Source organism: Microbacterium sp. RD1 (assembly GCF_052220165.1).
GTDB lineage: Bacteria > Actinomycetota > Actinomycetes > Actinomycetales > Microbacteriaceae > Microbacterium.
The window spans coordinates 349,767-367,168 of the sequence record NZ_JBQPOL010000001.1 but is presented as its reverse complement, the minus strand read 5'-3'; the positions used below and the strand labels follow the sequence as shown (position 1 = coordinate 367,168).

Annotated in this window: 14 protein-coding genes; 7 read left to right on the top strand and 7 right to left on the bottom strand. The window is 71.2% G+C overall.

Annotation, left to right across the window (positions count from 1 at the left end):
• The 4 genes from kdpB to ACTU3I_RS01690 all read left to right on the top strand — a co-directional run bounded on the left by kdpB (window position 1) and on the right by ACTU3I_RS01690 (window position 6,120).
• The gene (gene kdpB / locus ACTU3I_RS01705; RefSeq protein WP_442923873.1) at window positions 1-2,184 is read left to right on the top strand and encodes a potassium-transporting ATPase subunit KdpB; all 2,184 of its coding nucleotides are present in this window, start codon (window positions 1-3) and stop codon (window positions 2,182-2,184) included.
• 11 nt (window positions 2,185-2,195) lie between these two features.
• Complete coding sequence (gene kdpC, locus ACTU3I_RS01700; protein WP_442923872.1) at window positions 2,196-2,807, top strand: potassium-transporting ATPase subunit KdpC; 612 nt, start codon at window positions 2,196-2,198, stop codon at window positions 2,805-2,807.
• A gap of 107 nt (window positions 2,808-2,914) precedes the next feature.
• Window positions 2,915-5,449 carry a DUF4118 domain-containing protein gene (locus ACTU3I_RS01695; protein WP_442925299.1) on the top strand — a complete coding sequence of 845 codons (2,535 nt, stop codon included), beginning with the start codon at window positions 2,915-2,917 and terminating at the stop codon, window positions 5,447-5,449.
• Window positions 5,446-6,120: a response regulator gene (locus tag ACTU3I_RS01690; protein ID WP_442923871.1), complete on the top strand. Its 675-nt coding sequence runs from the start codon at window positions 5,446-5,448 to the stop codon at window positions 6,118-6,120. The genes ACTU3I_RS01695 and ACTU3I_RS01690 overlap by 4 nt, the downstream gene beginning before the upstream one ends.
• Here the strand turns inward: ACTU3I_RS01690 and ACTU3I_RS01685 are convergent.
• A complete protein-coding gene (locus ACTU3I_RS01685) occupies window positions 6,099-8,231 on the bottom strand; it encodes an APC family permease (protein ID WP_442923869.1) in 2,133 nt (710 codons plus the stop codon). The two genes, ACTU3I_RS01690 and ACTU3I_RS01685, sit on opposite strands and share 22 nt — an antisense overlap.
• Before the next feature lie 167 nt (window positions 8,232-8,398).
• Here ACTU3I_RS01685 and ACTU3I_RS01680 point away from each other — a divergent pair, with 167 nt between their 5' ends.
• A complete protein-coding gene (locus ACTU3I_RS01680; protein ID WP_442923868.1) occupies window positions 8,399-9,703 on the top strand; it encodes a wax ester/triacylglycerol synthase domain-containing protein in 1,305 nt (434 codons plus the stop codon).
• Between the two features lie 163 nt (window positions 9,704-9,866).
• Here the strand turns inward: ACTU3I_RS01680 and ACTU3I_RS01675 are convergent, their stop codons facing one another.
• The 5 genes from ACTU3I_RS01675 to ACTU3I_RS01655 form a co-directional block, all read right to left on the bottom strand.
• The gene (locus ACTU3I_RS01675) at window positions 9,867-10,349 is read right to left on the bottom strand and encodes an SRPBCC domain-containing protein (RefSeq protein ID WP_442923867.1); all 483 of its coding nucleotides are present in this window, start codon (window positions 10,347-10,349) and stop codon (window positions 9,867-9,869) included.
• Complete coding sequence (locus ACTU3I_RS01670) at window positions 10,346-10,681, bottom strand: ArsR/SmtB family transcription factor (RefSeq protein ID WP_442923866.1); 336 nt, start codon at window positions 10,679-10,681, stop codon at window positions 10,346-10,348. The genes ACTU3I_RS01675 and ACTU3I_RS01670 overlap by 4 nt, the downstream gene beginning before the upstream one ends.
• A 52-nt stretch (window positions 10,682-10,733) precedes the next feature.
• Window positions 10,734-11,948: an amidohydrolase gene (locus ACTU3I_RS01665; protein WP_442923865.1), complete on the bottom strand. Its 1,215-nt coding sequence runs from the start codon at window positions 11,946-11,948 to the stop codon at window positions 10,734-10,736.
• Window positions 11,949-12,122: 174 nt separating this feature from the next.
• The gene (locus tag ACTU3I_RS01660) at window positions 12,123-13,142 is read right to left on the bottom strand and encodes a LacI family DNA-binding transcriptional regulator (protein ID WP_442923864.1); all 1,020 of its coding nucleotides are present in this window, start codon (window positions 13,140-13,142) and stop codon (window positions 12,123-12,125) included.
• A gap of 31 nt (window positions 13,143-13,173) precedes the next feature.
• Complete coding sequence (locus ACTU3I_RS01655; protein ID WP_442923863.1) at window positions 13,174-14,853, bottom strand: glycoside hydrolase family 13 protein; 1,680 nt, start codon at window positions 14,851-14,853, stop codon at window positions 13,174-13,176.
• Window positions 14,854-14,922: 69 nt separating this feature from the next.
• Here ACTU3I_RS01655 and ACTU3I_RS01650 point away from each other — a divergent pair, with 69 nt between their 5' ends.
• Window positions 14,923-15,441, top strand: coding sequence for an adenine phosphoribosyltransferase (locus ACTU3I_RS01650; RefSeq protein ID WP_442923862.1), 519 nt, complete (start codon window positions 14,923-14,925; stop codon window positions 15,439-15,441).
• Window positions 15,442-15,478: 37 nt separating this feature from the next.
• Here ACTU3I_RS01650 and ACTU3I_RS01645 read toward each other — a convergent pair whose 3' ends face one another.
• Window positions 15,479-16,822: an MFS transporter gene (locus ACTU3I_RS01645; RefSeq protein ID WP_442923861.1), complete on the bottom strand. Its 1,344-nt coding sequence runs from the start codon at window positions 16,820-16,822 to the stop codon at window positions 15,479-15,481.
• Between the two features lie 66 nt (window positions 16,823-16,888).
• On the opposite strand from ACTU3I_RS01645, the gene ACTU3I_RS01640 reads away from it, so the two are divergent.
• Window positions 16,889-17,383: a winged helix-turn-helix transcriptional regulator gene (locus tag ACTU3I_RS01640; protein ID WP_442923860.1), complete on the top strand. Its 495-nt coding sequence runs from the start codon at window positions 16,889-16,891 to the stop codon at window positions 17,381-17,383.
• Window positions 17,384-17,402 lie beyond the last annotated feature (19 nt).

Below are 17,402 nucleotides of genomic sequence, written 5' to 3'. Positions count from 1 at the left end.
ATGCCCACTTCCACCGACGTTTCGTCTCGCTTCGCTCGCTCGACGTCCGGTCATCCGGACGCTGAGCGACCGACCGGGGCCGCCGAGACGAAGCGCCCGCGCGCCTTCACGGTGGCGCAGGTCGTCGAGGCGCTCCCCGGTGCGTTCGGCAAGCTCAACCCCGGCGCCCAATGGCGAAACCCCGTCATGTTCCTCGTCTGGGTGGGTGCGGCCCTCACGACGCTGATCGCCGTCGCCGAGCCCTTCCTCGGCGGCCCCGGATCCTCCGGCGGCGCCACGGTTCCCCCGGGGTTCACGTGGGTCATCGCGATCTGGTTGTGGCTCACGGTGCTCTTCGCCAATGTCGCCGAGTCGGTGGCGGAGGGTCGCGGCAAGGCGCAGGCCGCGACCCTCCGCCAGACCCGCACGACGACGGTGGCGCACCGCGCCATCGGCCCCGACGTGGATGCCGCCGCATCCGACGCCTCGCTCGAAGAGATCGCCTCGGCGGACCTTCGCGTCGGAGACCTCGTCGTCGTCGAAGCCGGTCAGCTCATTCCCGGCGACGGCGACATCGTCTCCGGGATCGCCACCGTCGACGAGTCGGCGATCACCGGTGAGTCAGCACCCGTCGTGCGAGAGTCGGGAGGCGACCGCAGCGCCGTCACGGGCGGCACTCGCGTGCTCTCGGACCGCATCGTCGTGCGCATCACGTCGAAGCCCGGCGAGACGTTCGTCGACCGCATGATCGCCCTCGTGGAGGGCGCCGCGCGGCAGCGCACGCCCAACGAGATCGCGCTGAACATCCTGCTGGCGAGCCTGTCGATCGTCTTCGTGATCGTGGTGCTCGTGCTGAACCCGATCGCGTCGTATGCCGCGTCTCCCGTGTCGATCGTCGTGCTGGTGGCGCTGCTGGTGTGCCTCATCCCCACGACCATCGGCGCCCTGCTCTCGGCCATCGGGATCGCCGGCATGGACCGCCTGGTGCAGCGCAATGTCCTGGCGATGTCGGGACGCGCGGTCGAGGCCGCCGGCGACGTCACGACGCTCCTGCTCGACAAGACCGGCACGATCACCTACGGCAACCGACGCGCGAGCGAGCTCGTGCCGCTGGTCGGCGTGTCCCAGAGCGAGCTCGCCGAGGCGGCCTCGCTCTCGTCGCAAGCCGATCCGACCCCCGAGGGCACGTCGATCGTCGAGTTGGCTGCGGCCCTCGGGGTGGTCGCCGAGATGCCGGCGGGAGCGGTCGCGGTGCCCTTCACCGCGCAGACGCGCATGAGCGGGCTCGACCTCGCCGACGGCACGCTGGTGCGCAAGGGTGCGGCATCCGCCGTGCTGGCCTGGCTCGAGTCGGAGGGGGCGGCCGTCCCGGCGCAGGTGCGCGCCCAGGTGAGCGGGGAGGCTGAGACCATCGCGCGATCGGGCGGCACGCCGCTGGTGGTCGCGACCCTGGCCGCGGGAGCAGGCCGCGTGCTCGGGGTCATCCACCTGAAGGACATCGTCAAGGACGGGCTGCGGGAGCGCTTCTCGGAGTTGCGCGCCATGGGCATCAGGACGGTCATGATCACGGGCGACAACCCGTTGACGGCGAAGGCGATCGCCGCGGAGGCGGGAGTCGACGACTATCTCGCCGAGGCGACCCCCGAGGACAAGCTCGCCCTCATCACACGCGAGCAGCGGGGCGGCAACCTCGTCGCGATGACCGGCGACGGCACCAACGACGCTCCCGCGCTCGCTCAGGCGGACGTGGGTGTGGCGATGAACACGGGCACGTCGGCCGCGAAAGAGGCCGGCAACATGGTCGACCTCGACTCCGACCCGACCAAGCTCCTGGATATCGTCCGCATCGGCAAGCAGCTCCTCATCACGCGAGGAGCCCTCACGACGTTCTCGCTCGCCAATGACATCGCGAAGTACTTCGCGATCATCCCGGCGATGTTCATGGGGGTCTTCCCCGGCCTCGCGGCGCTGAACGTCATGCAGCTGTCGTCTCCGGCATCCGCGGTGACCAGCGCCATCATCTTCAACGCGGTCGTGATCCTCGCCCTCATCCCGCTCGCGCTGCGCGGCGTGACATACCGCGCGGCGAACGCCTCGACGATTCTCAGCCGCAACCTGCTCGTGTACGGGCTCGGCGGCGTGATCGTCCCCTTCGTCGGCATCAAGCTCATCGACCTCGTCGTGAGCCTTCTCCCTGGCTTCTGAGGAGCATCCGCATGTCCACCACCCGCACCACGATGCGCACCGCGGGCGTCGCCGTCCGCGCGATGCTCGTCTTCACCGCCGTGCTCGGCCTCGGATACACGCTGCTGATCACCGCGATCGGGCAGCTCGCCTTCCCCGTGCAGGCCAACGGCTCGCTGGTCCGCGACGCGGATGGCACCGTCGTCGGCTCCTTGCTTCTCGGACAGGCGTTCCAGGACGCCGACGGCGAGCCGCTGCCGCAGTACTTCCAGCCCCGCCCGTCCGCCGCCGGCGACGGCTACGACGCCGGCGCCTCCAGCGGCTCGAACTACGGCCCGGAGAACGAGGAGCTTCTCGCCGCGATCGAACAGCGTCAGGCCGCGATCGCCGAGCTCGACGAGGCGGCGGTCACGGACATCCCCGCCGATGCCGTGACGGCGTCGGGGTCGGGCCTGGACCCCGACATCTCCGTCGCCTATGCGCAGCTCCAGGTCGATCGGGTGGCCGAGGCCCGAGGTATCCGGTCCGACGAGGTCGCCGCGCTCGTGGCCGCGCACACGCAGTCGCGCGATCTCGGCTTCCTCGGGGAGCCCCGCGTGAACGTGCTGTCCCTGAATCTCGCCCTCGACGCCCTCGCGGGCTGACAGACTCTGCGCATGGCCCCGGCCCACCCCGCTCCCCCGCACCATTTGGTTCCTTTGGCCGCTCGATACGGGCATATCGGTGCGGGTGAGCGGGGGTGGAACGCGCGATGAGGCGCGGGCGGTTGCGGGTGCTCCTCGGTGCGGCGCCGGGGGTCGGCAAGACGTACGAGATGCTCGAGGAGGGCCGACGGCTCCGCGGCGACGGGCGGGACGTCGTCATCGCCGTGGTCGAGACGCACGGGCGCGCGGCGACGGCCGCGCAGGCGGAGGGCCTTCCCGTGATCCCTCCGCAGCGGATCGAGCACCGCGGCGTGACGCTCCAGGAGATGGACCTCGACGCGGTCCTCGCCCGACACCCCGACCTCGCTCTCGTGGACGAGCTGGCTCACACGAACGCTCCCGGTTCGCGAAACGCCAAACGCTGGCAGGACGTCGACGACATCCTCGCCGCCGGCATCGACGTCATCACCACCGTCAACGTGCAGCACATCGAATCGCTCAACGATGTGGTGGAGAAGATCACCGGGGTCGTCCAGCAGGAGACGGTGCCGGATGCCGTCGTCCGCGGCGCCGACCAGATCGAGGTCGTCGATCTCGCCCCGCAGTCGCTGCGCGACCGCCTGTCGGCCGGCGACGTCTATCCCGCGGAGCGGATCGACGCAGCGCTGTCGAACTATTTCCGCCTCGGCAACCTCACGGCCCTGCGGGAGCTCGCCCTGCTGTGGCTGGCCGACGAGGTCGACAGCGCGCTGAAGACCTACCGCACCGAGCACGGCATCGAAGGATCGTGGCAAGCCCGCGAGCGTGTCGTCGTCGCGCTGACGGGTGGGGCGGAGGGGGAGACGCTGCTTCGCCGCGGTGCGCGGATCGCGGCGCGCTCGGCCGGCGGCGAGCTGCTGGCGGTGCACGTGTCGAGTCAGGACGGCCTGAGCTCAGAGATTCCGGGCGCGCTCGCGGTCCAGCGGGCGCTCGTGGAGTCGCTCGGCGGCACCTACCACCAGGTCGTCGGCGACGACATCGCGCGCTCGCTGGTGGACTTCGCACGTTCGGTCAACGCGTCGCAGCTGGTTCTCGGCGTCAGTCGCCGCGGGAGGTTCGCCGCCGCGCTCACCGGACCCGGGATCGGCGCCACCGTCATCCGGGAGTCGGGCGACATCGACGTCCACATCGTCACGCACGCCGCCGCGGGCGGCCGGTTCGCCCTGCCGCGGCTCACCGGCGGCGCCCTGAGCGTCAAGCGACGCATCCTGGGGTTCGTCGTCGCGCTGGCCGGCGGGCCGCTGCTGTCGTGGCTGCTGTTCGCCACCGGCACGGAAGAGTCGATCACCTCCGACGTGCTCGCCTACCAACTGCTGGTCGTCGTGGTCGCGCTCGTCGGCGGCGTCTGGCCCGCCGTGTTCGCGGCGGTGCTCTCGGGGCTCACCCTGGACTTCCTCTTCATCGATCCGCTCTTCACGATCACGGTCGCCGATCCCGAGCACGCACTCTCTCTCGTGCTGTACATCGTCATCGCGGTGTTGGTGAGCTTCGTCGTCGACCAGGCCGCCCGCCGCGCTCGGGCGGCTCGCCGCGCCCTCGCCGAGTCGGAGCTCCTCGCCACCGTCGCCGGGAGCGTGCTGCGCGGTGAGAGCGCTGTCCCCGCGCTGGTGAGCCGCACCCGGGAGGCTTTCGGCCTGGCCGGTGTCCGCCTGGTCGCCGGCGATGGCGCGGTGCTGGCGACCGACGGCGAGCCTCTGCGGGAGGAGGACGGGCGGTCCTCGCGTCTCGTCCGGCTTCCCGTCGGCGCGGGAACGACCCCGCGTGCCACCCTCGAACTGCACGGCGGTGACCTCGACGCATCCGAGCGGCGACTCCTCGATGCCATCGTCGCCCAGCTGGCCGCCACCCTCGAACGCAGCGACCTGACACTCACCGCACGCGAGGCCTCCGCGCTGGCCGAGACCGACCAGGTGCGCACGGCGCTGCTCTCTGCGGTGAGCCACGACCTGCGGCGTCCTCTCGCCGCCGCTGTCGCCGCGCTCGGCGGCCTCCGAGCGTCGGGCGATCAGCTCTCCCCAGAGGACCGTCGCGAGCTCTTGGCGACGGCGGATGAGAGCCTTGCCGCGCTGTCGACGCTCGTGACCGATCTCCTCGACGTGAGCCGGGTCGAGGCGGGGGTGCTGGCCGTATCCCTGCGCTCCGTGGATTCTGCCGATGTCGTGCTGGCCGCTGTCGACGAGCTGCGCCTCGGACCTGACACGGTCGAGCTCGCCCTCGACGGCGCGCTTCCTCCGGTCGTGGCCGACCCCGTGCTGCTGCAGCGTGTGATCGTGAACGTTCTCGCCAACGCCGGCCGGTATGCCCCGGAGGGCACGCGCGTGCGGGTGACCACAAGTCGTCTCGGAGACCGAGCAGAGATCCGCATCGTCGATCACGGACCGGGGGTGCCGGCGGAGCGTCGCGAGAGCGTCTTCGCGCCCTTCCAGCGACAGGGCGACACCGACAACACCACAGGTCTCGGTCTCGGCCTCGCGCTGTCCAAGGGATTCGCCGAGGGGATGGGGGGGACGCTCGCGCCGGAGGACACTCCCGGGGGAGGATTGACGATGGTCATCGGGCTCCCCGTCGCGAAGCCGGCCGACAACGGGGAAGGGGCGCGGTGAAGATCCTCATCGCCGACGACGATCCGCAGCTCGTGCGGGCGTTGCGGATCACCCTCGCCGCGCACGGGTACGAGGTCGCGGCCGCGCCTGACGGCGCCGCCGCTGTCGCCCTCGCCGCCCAGGTGCATCCGGATGTCGTCCTCCTCGACCTGGGGATGCCGCGGCTGGACGGCGTCTCCGTCATCGAGGCGCTGCGTGGCTGGTCGTCGGCGCCGATCCTCGTCGTGTCGGGGCGCACCGGATCGGCCGACAAGGTCCAGGCGCTCGACGCCGGTGCCGACGACTACGTGACCAAGCCGTTTCAGATCGACGAGCTGCTGGCGCGGCTGCGCGCCCTCACTCGGCGCAGGACCGCCGCATCCGCCGAGCCCGTCGTCAGCTTCGGCGACGTCGAGGTCGACCTGACCGCGAGGACCGCCTCGCGGGCTGGTTCGCGCGTGCACCTGACTCCGACGGAGTGGCGGATGCTGGAGTTCCTCGCCCGCCACCCCGGCGCGCTCGTCACCCGTCAGACCCTCCTGAGGGAGATCTGGGGGAGTGAGCAGGTCTCCGACTCGGGGTACCTGCGGCTGTACATGTCGCAGCTGCGCAAGAAGCTCGAAGCCGATCCGTCGCATCCGCGACACCTGCTCACGGAACAGGGGATGGGCTACCGGCTCATGCTGTCCTGAGAGTCGGGCGGACCGGCGGGACGCGAGACGCGGCGGCCGCGATGCACGGGAAGGAGATCCGGCTGCCCGCCGCGCTGTTGTCCGGGGAGGGGGCGGGAGCGCCGACCGTAGATGAGCTCCGACGAGTCGAGCAGCCATGGCACCAGGGTGATCGAGACGCCGTGCACCAGCATGAGCTGCTGCGCCAATCGACGGGAGCGCCGGTTGTGCAGGATCGACTCCCACCAGTGCCCCACGATGTACTGCGGCAGGTACACCGTGACGACGGCGGAGCCGTGCTTCTCGCGGTACTTCTTGATGAACTCCGCCACCGGGCTCGTGTAGGCGCGGTAGGGCGACTCGATGATCACGAGCGGGATCGGCATCCCGTGCGCGTCCCATTCCTTCTGAAGCCGGTCGGCGTCGGCCTCGTCGATGGCCACGTGGACCGCGAGGGTCTTCTCGTGGCGGGCGGCGAGGGCGTAGTCGATCGCCTTGACGGTCGGCTTCTGCAGCCGGTTGACGAGGATGAGCGCGACATCCCCCTCCGAACCGAAGTGGAGCGTGTCATCCATCCGGATCTCGTGCTCGACGTCGCGGTAGTACCGGTTCACGCCCAGCATGAGGACGGCGAGGATCGGGATGGCCAGGAAGACCAGCCACGCCCCATGCGTGAACTTGGTGATCGTGACGATGACGAGCACGAACACCGTCATCGTCGCGCCCACCGAGTTGATCACGAGCCCCGAGACCGCGGAGCGTCGCTCGTATCGCGCGGCGGTCTGCTCGGCCGCATCCGGGGGCAGCGTTTTCAGCCCGCGCAGCGTGCGGCGCCAGTGCCGCACCATGCCGATCTGACCCAGGGAGAACGAGACGAAGACGCCGATGATGTAGAGCTGGATGAGGGTCGTGAGGTTGGCCTGGTACACCACCAGCACGACGATCGCGGTGATGCCGAGGATGATCATGCCGTTGGAGTAGACGAGGCGATCGCCGCGGGTGTTGAGGGCCTTGGGGGCGTAGCCGTCGCGCGCGAGGACGGACCCGAGCAGCGGGAATCCGTTGAACGCGGTGTTGGCCGCGAGCAGAAGCACGCACGCGGTGGCGGCCTGGATGACGAAGAACGGGATGCTGCCCATCCCGAAGGTCGCGGCGGCGACCTGGGCCATGAGGCTGGGCTGCGGGGTGTTCTCGCAGTCGAACCCGACGAGGTTGCACGGGTTCTCCGCGTAGTGCACGCCCGCGACGAGCGCGAGGAGCGTGAGCCCCGCGAACAGCAGGATGGCGATCCCGCCCATGAGCGTGAGCGTCGTCTGGGCGTTGCGGATCTTGGGCTTGCGGAACGCGGGCACGCCGTTGGAGACCGCCTCGACGCCGGTGAGGGCGGAGCATCCGCTGGAGAAGGCGCGGAGGATCAGGAGGATGACGGCGACCTGGCTGAGCTCCTCGGCCTGGACGGCGTAGCCGGCGCTGGAGGCGACGGGCGGATCGCCGAGGAGCGTGCGGGCGATGCCGACGACGACCATGACGGCGACGGAGGCGATGAAGACGTACGTGGGGATGGCGAACAGCGTCGAGGCCTCGCGGACACCCCGGAGGTTGACCAGCACGATGAGGATCACGAAGCCGACGGCGAGCTCGACGCGTACCGGGTTCAGCTCCGGGATCGCGGAGATGATGTTGTCGACGCCGGATGCCACCGACACCGCCACCGTGAGGACGTAGTCGACCAGAAGCGCCGCCGCGACGACGACGCCGGGCACCTCGCCGAGGTTCGTCCGGGCGACCTCGTAGTCGCCGCCGCCGGATGGGTAGGCCTTGATGAGCTGCCGGTAGCTGAGCACGACCACGAAGAGGAGCAGCACGACAGCGCCGGCGACCCAGGGGCTGAACGAGAGGAACGCCAGGCCTCCCACGAGGAGGATCATGAGGAGCTCCTGCGGCGCGTAGGCGACCGACGACAGGGCGTCGGAGGCGAAGATCGGCAGGGCCATCTTCTTCGGCAGGAGCTGCTCGTCGAGCTTCGCGGATGTCAGCGGATCGCCGAGGAGCAGACGCTTGGCGGCAGGCGTCGGAGCGGGCGCGGAGGCATCCGCCGGCTCGCGACTCGTTTCGGTCACGGCGCGCGACATTACGCCTAATGGCGGCCGCGTGCAATCCGGCACGCACGCCGTTTCCCGACCGGTAAGCGGGGACGATATTCCGGCACGATCCTGCTGTGCCGCGCTCATCCGCCGGTGAGGGCGCCGAGCGCGAAACATCTCCGGAATGTTGACCGTCGGCGCAGTACGGTGGGCGCATGGAGGAGGTCCCGCCGGGGCACGGTGCAGGGGAGCCCACGCTCCTGTCGCCGGATGACGCCCGGATCCTCGCCCTCGAATCCGACGCGGTGCTCGGACACACGCTGAAGCTCCTGATACTGGCACCCGGCCCCACCCTCGATGTCGAGGGGGTGCGCGAGCGACTGCGCGCCCGCCTGCCGCACTTCCCCCGCGCACTGGATCGGGTCGAGCAGACCGCCGCGGGCCCGGCGTGGGTGCCGGCGCCGACGATCGACATGGACGCGCACGTGCGGGCGCGTCCCGCCGCCACGCCCGCTGATCTCCGACTCGCTGTGAGCGAGCTGATGTCGGAGCGCCTCGATCGCCGCCGGCCGCTGTGGACCCTCGACATCCTCGGCCCGCTCGACGGCGGGCGCCAGGCACTCGCGGTGCGCATCCATCATGCGATGGCCGACGGAATGAGCGGCGTACGTTTTCTCGACAGCACCGTCCTCGAGCCGCACGATGCGCCGCTGCATCCGGTCGGCACGCACGCGGCGGCGCCGCCGCTGTCGCGATGGGCGGAGTGGGAGCGCATGCCCGGGGCTCTGCTGCGGGAGTTCGGCCGCCCGGGGTCGCATTCGCCCTGGGATCGGCCGATCACCGGTCGCCGCGCGCTGGCCTTCACCGACCTGCCGCTGGAGCGGATGCGGGCGATCGGCGGGTCACGCGCGCACCATGCGACCGTCAACGACGTGCTGCTCGCCGTCATCGCCGGGGGGATCCGTCGCTGGCTGCTGCAGCATCCGGACGCGTCGGCGCATGTGCCGCGGATGCGCGCGCAGATCCCCGTGAGTCTGCACACCGCCGGGGAGGGCGCGGCGGCCGGCGGAAACCGCGACTCGTTCCTCAACGTCGACCTGCTGCTGCACGAGCATGACGACCTGCGCCGCCTCGACGGGATCAGCGCGCAGACGCGCCGCCGCAAGGCCGATCACGACGCGACCCTGATGGACGACCTCTTCCGCGAACTGAGCCGCGCCGGCTCGCTCGGCACGCGCCTGCGGCAGCTGGCGGAGGGCCCCCGCGAGTTCGGCCTCGCCGTCTCGAACGTCCCGGGCCCGCGCGTCGCCGTCGCGGTGCACGGCCGGCCGGTGGAGCGCCTCTACTCCTCGTCGGAGCCCGCGCCGCATCACGCCCTGCGCATCTCGGCGATCTCGACCGCCGACACCCTCGGCGTCGTGTTCTGCGTCGACCCGGCCGCGATCCCCGACGTCACCGGCCTCGCGGATGCGGCGCACGAGACGTACGAGGTCTTGGCAGCCGCCGCGCCCGGGGCGTGAACCTCGGCCCGGGTGGCAGCATGTGCCGGAATATCTCTTCCGATGCGGCGCTGCCCGCCACGCGATTCGGCGAGTCTCGCGCTCCGGTGGCAGGTGCTGCCGCCTCCCCACCCCGGATGCGGCGCCGGCTGACACGCGAACTGTCACCGGGCGCCGCCGCGCGTCAGTCGGCTTCGGCGAGCGCGGCAAGCGCGGCCGTCACGGTGCCCCATCCCTCGAAGAATCCGATCTGCTCGTGGCGATCGCGGTCGGCCGGGGCGCGGTGGCGCACGATCACGCGGTAGTCCGTTCCCTCGGGATGGTCCCGGAAGACGATCTCGGCGGTCATCGCGACAGGCGTCGGATCGGCCGGCCGCCACGTGCTGTCGACGGCGTTCGAGAACACGAGCCGGCGGCCGTCATCGACGGCGAGGAACACGGCGTCGACGTGGGGCTCCCACACCTGGCCGTCCTCGCTCATACGCGTCACGAACGCGCCCCCGGGGCTCGTTTCGAGGCGGTCGACCCGCGCCAGGGTGGGTGCCGGGATCCACCATCGCGCGAGGAGGTCGGGGTCGGTCCACGCCTCCCACACGCGCAAGCGAGGAGCGCGGATGACGCGGTCCAGCGTCAGGTCGAGGGCGGGGTCGAACGGGCTGTCGGTCATGAGGGCTCCTCTGCGCGGGTGACGAACTCTTCGAGGCGGTCGGTGCGGCTCTCCCACAGCGCCCGCTGGTCGGCGAGCCAGTCGTCCACGAGCGACAGGCGGGAGCGATCGAGCTCGCACATCCGCGCGCGACCGGTCTTGCGCGTACGGATGAGGCCGGTCGCCTCCAGGGCACGCACGTGCTTCAGGAACGACGGCAGCGCCATGTCACTCGGCGCCGCCAGCTCGCCCACCGTCGCGGGTCCCCGGCCGAGTCGCTGCACGACCCGTCGACGGGTGGGGTCGGAGAGCGCGAGGAAGATCGCGCCGATCTCGTCCGTATCGTTAGCCACGAGGCTAACTTTACGGGCCATCCACAGTTAGCTCAAGGGCTAACCCTCGTGATCAGCCGAGGAACTCCCGCGCCGCGACGACGAGGTTCTCGACTCCGCGCGACAGGGTCGGCTGCAGCACGGGAGCGAAGTACGGCGAGTGGTTCGTCGGGATGTCGCGTTCCACGGTGCCGCCGGCCACCGCGGCGCCATACTTCTCGGGGTCGACGCCGCCCCAGAACCAGAAGACCAACGGCGCACCCGATTCCCGCGCGAACCACGACACGTCCTCGCTGCCGGTGAACATCCCCGGGTCGACCACGCTCCCGGCTCCGAACGCCGTCTCGAAGGCGGTCGTCAGCCGCGCCGTGGCATCCGCGTCGTTGATCGTCGGCGGCAGGGTGTGGTCGGTCGAGATCGTGGGGGTCTGCTCGGCACCGGATGCGATGGCCTCGGCGCGTACGATCCGCTCGACCTTCTCCAGCACCCGGTCGCGTGCCTCGTCGTCGGGGTAGCGCAGGCTCAGCTCGAGCTTCGCCTCGGCGGGGATGATGTTGTTCTTCAGCCCCGCGTGGATCGAGCCGACCGTGACGACGGCGACGTCGCGCGGATCGACCTCACGCGACACGATCGTCTGCAGCCGCATGACGGTGGCCGCGGCCATGACGACCGGGTCGATCGTCGAGTGAGGCCGCGAGCCGTGCCCGCCGCGGCCGTGGAGCACGACGGTCAGGCCGTCGGAGGCGGCCATCTGCGTCCCGGGGCGTACGCCGATGATCCCGGCGGGGAGGGGCGTGACGTGCTGGCCCAACACGATGTCGGGCTTCGGGTAGCGATCGAGCACGCCGTCGGCGATCATCGCGTGCGAGCCGGCGCCGTACTCCTCGGCGGGCTGGAACACCGCGACGATCGTCCCCGACCACTCGTTCCGCGTCGCCAGGAGCCGCTCGAGGGCGCCCAGCAGCGCACTGACGTGCATGTCGTGGCCGCATGCGTGCATGACCGGCACGTCGAGACCAGCCGGATCGGTGCCGCGAGCAGTGCTCGCATAGTCCAGGCCCGTGAGTTCCGCGACCGGAAGGGCGTCCATGTCGGCGCGCAGCCACACGACCGGCCCGTCGCCATTGGCGATGCTCGTCACCACGCCGGTGCGGCCGACACCCTCGTCGAACGAGAGGCCGAGCTCTTCGAGGTGCCTCGTGATGACCCCCGCCGTGCGGGTCTCCTGGAAGGACAGTTCGGGATGGCGGTGCAGGTCGCGGTAGACGCTCTCGAGGTCGATGCTCACGCGCACGAGCCTACGCGCGCTCACCCGGGGCGTCGGGCGGGAGCGGCCGCTCGGCATGCGCAACTCCTCAAGCGCGGGGCGGGCCTGCAGCCGTCGCCGCGGAAGGACGGGGGCGGGTGCTCGCCGCGCGGAAGGTCTTGAGGAGTTACGCAGGCGGATGGGCGACGCCGCGGCTCAGGGACGAGCCGGCGGCGGGGCGGTGGTCGCGCGAACCACCAGTTCGAAGGGCAGCTCCCGCGAGACGGACGGGGCGGATGCCGCGGGCTCCAGCCGCGCCAGGACCGCTTCGGCCGCGCGCTCGCCCTGCCGGCGGGGGAACTGGTCGATCGTCGTCAGCTGGAAGAACTCGCCGAGCTCGTGCCCGTCCACTCCGATGACCGACAGATCCTCGGGCACGCGCACGCCCCGCTCGCGCGCGGCGAGGATGGCTCCGATCGCCATCTCGTCGGAGGCGGCGAACAGCGCCGTCGGATGCGCATCCGCCCGCGCCAGAAGGCGCGTCGCGGCGCGGAATCCGCCGTCGATGGTGAAGTCGGCGGCCTCGAGCAGCTCGGGCGCCACGGGCACCGCGGCATCCGCCAGCGCCTGCTCGAATCCGCGACGGCGCTGCTCGGGCACGTGGAAGTCGAGATCGAACTCCGGCCCCGCGCCGAGATAGGCGATGCGGGTGTGCCCCAGCGACAGCAGGTGCGCGGTGGCGGTGCGCGCCATGGCGAAATGGTCCACCGGCAGCGCCGGAAGACGCGGATGCGGACCGCCGACGGCGAGCACCGGCACGCCCAGCTCGCTCAGGCGCCCGGTCTCGTCGGGCCCGAGCTCGAGAGCGAGGGCGATCACGGCGTCGACCCGCCGACGCCGCAGGAAGGTGTCGAACAGGTCGCGGCGCTCGGCGGCATCGGGAGTCGCGGCGTACAGCGTGATGTCGTATCCGCGCCGCATGAGCGCGGCGGAGACGCCGCCGAGCACGGCGCCGAAGTACCAGCGGTCGAGGAACGGCACGAGAACGCCCACGTTGCGCGTCCGCCCCGACGCCAGGCTCGACGCCGAGGCGGAGGCGACGTAGCCGAGGCTCGCGGCGGCGACGCGCACGCGCTCCCGCGAAGCCTCCGAGACGCGTCCGCGACCGCTCAGCGCGCGGGAGACCGTCGCGGTGGAGACGCCGGCCAGACGCGCCACCTCGTCGATGCTCACCATGCCGGATGCTCCGCCCTGCCCGCGACCGGAATCAGTCGGCGGCGACCCACACTGTCGTGTCGGCGGGGATGCCGTCATCGGTGAGCGGCGAGCTCGCGACGACGACGCTGCCCGCAGGAAGCGGCACGGTGCCGCCGGTCACGTTCGCCACGACCGTGAGGTCGCCGTTTCGGAACGCCACCACGCCGTCGGGATAGCCCTCGAGCCACTCCAGTCCTCCGGCGCCGAGCCCTCGCGCGCGACGCTCGGCCAGCAGCGACCGGTAGAGCGAGAGCGTCGAGTCGGGATCGTTCGTCTGCACGTCGCGGGCGAGCGCGGCCCACTGGTCCGGCTGCGGCAGCCACGACGCACCGGTCTCGCTGAATCCGAAGGCGGGGGCATCCGCGCGCCACGGAATCGGCACCCGGCAGCCGTCGCGGCCGTAGCGTTCGCCATGCGTGCGGAACCACGTCGGATCCTGTCGCGCGTCGTCGGGCAGCTCGGTCGCCTCGGGAAGGCCGAGTTCCTCGCCCTGATAGATGTACGCCGAGCCGGGAAGGGCGAGCATGAGCGACGTGGCCGCGCGGGCGCGTCGCACGCCGGTGGCGTAGTCGGGCTTGCCCGGCGTCTGCGGACCCACGCCGTACCCCTGCGGCACCTCGACGGTCATCGACAGGCGCGTCGCGTGGCGCACCACGTCGTGGTTCGACAGCACCCACGTCGTGGGGGCGCCGACGCCCGAGTAGGTGGCGATCGACTCTGCGATCACGGCGCGCAGGTGCGCGGCGTCCCACGGCGTCTCGAGGTACTCGAAGTTGAACGCCTGGTGCATCTCGTCGGGGCGCACCCACAGCGCCGTCTGGGCGACGGAGGGCAGCCACGCCTCGGCGCACAGCGCACGATCTCCGTCGTATTCCGCGAGCAGCATGTGCCAGTCGCGGTAGATCTCGTGGACGGCCGGCTGGCCCCAGTACGGCACGGACGCTTCGTCTCCGCCCATGGATCCGGCATCCGGATCGGGGGTGTAGTCGGGGAGGCCTGCCTGCTTGACGAGGCCGTGCGCCACGTCGACGCGGAAGCCGTCGACGCCGCGGTCGAGCCAGAAACGCAGGATGCGGCGGAACTCCTCGCGCACCTCTTCGTTCGACCAGTCGAAGTCGGGCTGCGACGCGTCGAAGAGGTGGAGGTACCACTGCCCGGGCGTGCCGTCGGCCTCGGTCACGCGGCTCCACGCGGGCCCGCCGAAGACCGACTCCCAGTTGTTCGGCGGCTCTTCGCCGTTCTCGCCCTTGCCGTCGCGGAACATGTAGCGGGCGCGCTCGCGGCTCCCGGGGGCCGCACGCAGAGCCTCCTGGAACCATGCGTGCTGGTCGGAGGAGTGGTTCGGCACGAGGTCGACGATGATGCGGATGCCGCGAGCGTGGGCGCCGGCGAGCATCCCGTCGAAGTCGGCCAGTGTGCCGAAGAGCGGGTCGACGTCGCAATAGTCGGCCACGTCGTACCCGGCGTCGTTCTGCGGGGACCGCTGGAAGGGACTGAGCCACAGGGCGTCCACGCCCAGGTCGCGCAGGTCGTCGAGATGCGCGGTGACCCCGGGGAGATCCCCGACGCCGTCGCCGGAGTGATCGGCGAAGGACCGGGGATAGATCTGGTAGATCGCCGCGGTGCGCCACCACTCCGATCCGGGGGTCTGCGGTGCCTGCGCGCGCGTGTCAGCCTCAGAGAGAGTCATGTCCTCCAGCGTAGTGCAAGCGCTTTCACTCGGGGCCGCCCCGCGCGTGCCGGCCAGTAGGGTGGGCGGGTGCACGAACTCGCCCGCGCAGAGAGCCTCATCGGCACCATCCCCGACTATCCGGAGGCCGGCGTCGTCTTCCGCGACATCACGCCGCTCCTCGCGGATGCGGCGGCACTGCGGGCGTGCGTCGACGCGATGCTCGCGCCCTTCGAGGGGGGATTCGACGTCGTGGCGGGGATCGAGGCGCGCGGTTTCCTCCTCGCCGGTGCGGCCGCCGTGGCGGCGGGAGTGGGGCTCGTTCCGATCCGCAAGGCCGGCAAGCTCCCCCGACCGGCCGCGCGGGTTTCGTACGCCCTGGAGTACGGCACAGCCGAGATCGAGATGCACGACGACATCGGCAGGGGGACGCGGGTGCTGCTGCTCGACGACGTGCTCGCCACCGGCGGCACGATCGCGGCCGCCCGAGACCTGGTCGCGCAGCTGGGCGGCTCGATCGTCGGCACGGCCGTGCTGCTGGAGATCGACGCGCTGGGTGGTCGCGCGCTGCTGGGCGACGCGCCTCTGCAGACGCTCTTCCACGTCTGATCCGCATCCTCCCCGCACCCCCGGACGAAGGGTCGGGCTACATCGTGGGCGGTGCGCCGCCGTCACGCTGCGGCACGGCCTCGGGCTCGGCTCTTTCGAGCGGCGCGGGGCCGGACAGGCGGCGGCGAACGGCCAACGACAGGACGGCGGCGACGACGCAGAGTGCGGCGCCTCCCCACCAGGCGTACGTGTACGTGCCGAATCCGTCGCGGATCACGCCGGCAGCGAGAGCGGCGAGGGCGGCTCCGATCTGATGCGAGGCGAACACCCAGCCGAAGACGATCGTGCCGCGGTCGCCGAAGATCTCGCGGCAGAGCTTCGCCGTCGGGGGCACGGTGGCGACCCAGTCCAGACCGTAGACGACGATGAACAGCACCATGCTGGGGTGCACCGTGTCCGAGAGCAGCAAAGGCAGGAGGAGAAGGCCGACGCCGCGGAAGACGTAGTACGCCACGAGGAGCTTGCGCGGATCGAACTTGTCGGTCAGCCAGCCGGAGGCGACGGTGCCGACGATGTCGAACACGCCGACGACGGCCAGCAGACCCGCGGCCGTGGTCGTCGCCATGCCGTGGTCGTGAGCGGACGGGATGAAGTGGATGCCGATGAGGCCGTTCGTCGTCGCCCCGCAGATGGCGAAGGCCGCCGCGAGGGCCCAGAAGGAGCGGTGACGCGCGGCGAAGATCAGGCCGTCGACGGCGCGTCGGGCGGCGCCGCCGGTGGCACGCGCGGCGGGGATGTGGGTGGCGGGATCGGCGCCGTACGGCAGGACGCCCCGGTCTTCGGGGTAGTCGCGGACGACGAGCCACACGATCGGGACGGCGACGACAGCGGCGGCGGCGATGACGAGCGAGGCCGGCCGCCATCCGCCCGCCTCGGCGAGCGCTGCCACCGGTGGTAGGAAGATCAGCTGACCCGTCGCGGAGCCGGCGGTGAGCACTCCCATCACGAGTCCGTTGCGGCGGACGAACCACCGATTCGCGATCGTCGCCGCGAAGACCAGGGCCATCGATCCCGTTCCGAGGCCGATGAGGATGCCCCAGAAGAGGAGCAATTGCCAGGCCGCCGTCATGAGGACGCTGCCACCGGCACCGAGCGCGACCAGGAGGAGAGCGGTCGCGACGACCTGACGAATCCCGAAGCGGTCCATTAACGCCGCCGCGAACGGCGCGGTGAGCCCGTACAGCAGCAGGTTCACGCTGACCGCCAGCGACATGACACTCGTGGACCATCCGAAATCCTCATGGAGCGGCACCATCAGCGCGCCCGGCGCGGCGCGGAATCCCGCGGCGGCCAGGAGCGCGACGAACGCGACAGCCGCGACCCACCACGCGGGGTGCACGCGCCGGCCGCGGCGCGGCGGTGCGGAGGAGTTCTGAATCATCGGAAACTTTCTTCAACGAAGCTAGACTGCCGAGCAATCAAATCACACCCGCCGCGGGAGGTCGCCATGCCACTTCGATCTGATTGGTCTGCCGAGCTCTGCCCGATCCGGCGGTCGCTCGATGTCATCGGAGATCCGTGGGCGCTCCTGATCATCCGCGACCTCCTGCAGGGTCCGCGCCGCTTCGACACGCTGCGACAGAACCTGCGTGCGTCGGAGGCTGTGCTCGCGCGTCGCTTGCGGAGCATGGTGGACGCCGGGCTGCTGGTACGTGTGGACGAGACAGCGGATGGTCGCACGCGGCGCGGGTACGCGGCGACGCCGGCGGCGATCGAGCTGCTTCCCGTCCTGCAGCAGCTGGCGATCTGGGGTGAACGGCACACGGCGCTGCCCGCCGGGGGCGGGCACATGGCACTTCGCCACGAGTCGTGCGGGCACGAGACGACGAGCGGTCAGGTGTGTAGCGCGTGCGGTGAGCTGCTGGAGGCCGAGGACATGGCGTGGGACCGGTCGTGGCTGGGCACGCGCACTCCTTTGGAGCCGCGGGGGGCGTTGGCCTGACGTCGCTCGCTCCGCGGCG